The following is a 298-nucleotide window of genomic DNA, read 5'->3' as shown; positions in this document are numbered from 1 at the left end:
CTGACCCGGGAGCTGCGGGTGCGTTCGGAAGTCGGGATCATTCTGATCACCGGGCGCAACGACGAAATCGACCGCATCGTTGGCCTTGAAGGCGGCGCCGATGACTACGTGATCAAACCGCTCAATCCTCGCTAACTGGTGTCCAGGGCGAAAAACCTGATACGTCGGGTGCGTCACGCGCAAACGCCGCAACCGGCAACCGTCATCGCCAAACCGGTCAAACAGTTCGCTGACTGGGCGCTCGACACCGACCTTCGACGGTTGATCGACCCGGCCGGCAGCGAGACTTTACTGACCC

1 pseudogene is annotated in these 298 nt (G+C 61.4%); it reads left to right on the top strand.

The annotated features are described in order from the left end of the window. Positions 1–298: pseudogene (locus BK660_RS31620) on the top strand (DNA-binding response regulator); the annotation flags it as partial.

The sequence above is a fragment of the Pseudomonas brassicacearum genome (assembly GCF_003732265.1).
Classification (GTDB): Bacteria; Pseudomonadota; Gammaproteobacteria; order Pseudomonadales; family Pseudomonadaceae; genus Aquipseudomonas; species Aquipseudomonas brassicacearum_D.
Note: the sequence above shows the minus strand (reverse complement) of the source record. Positions and strands in the feature narration are given on the sequence as shown.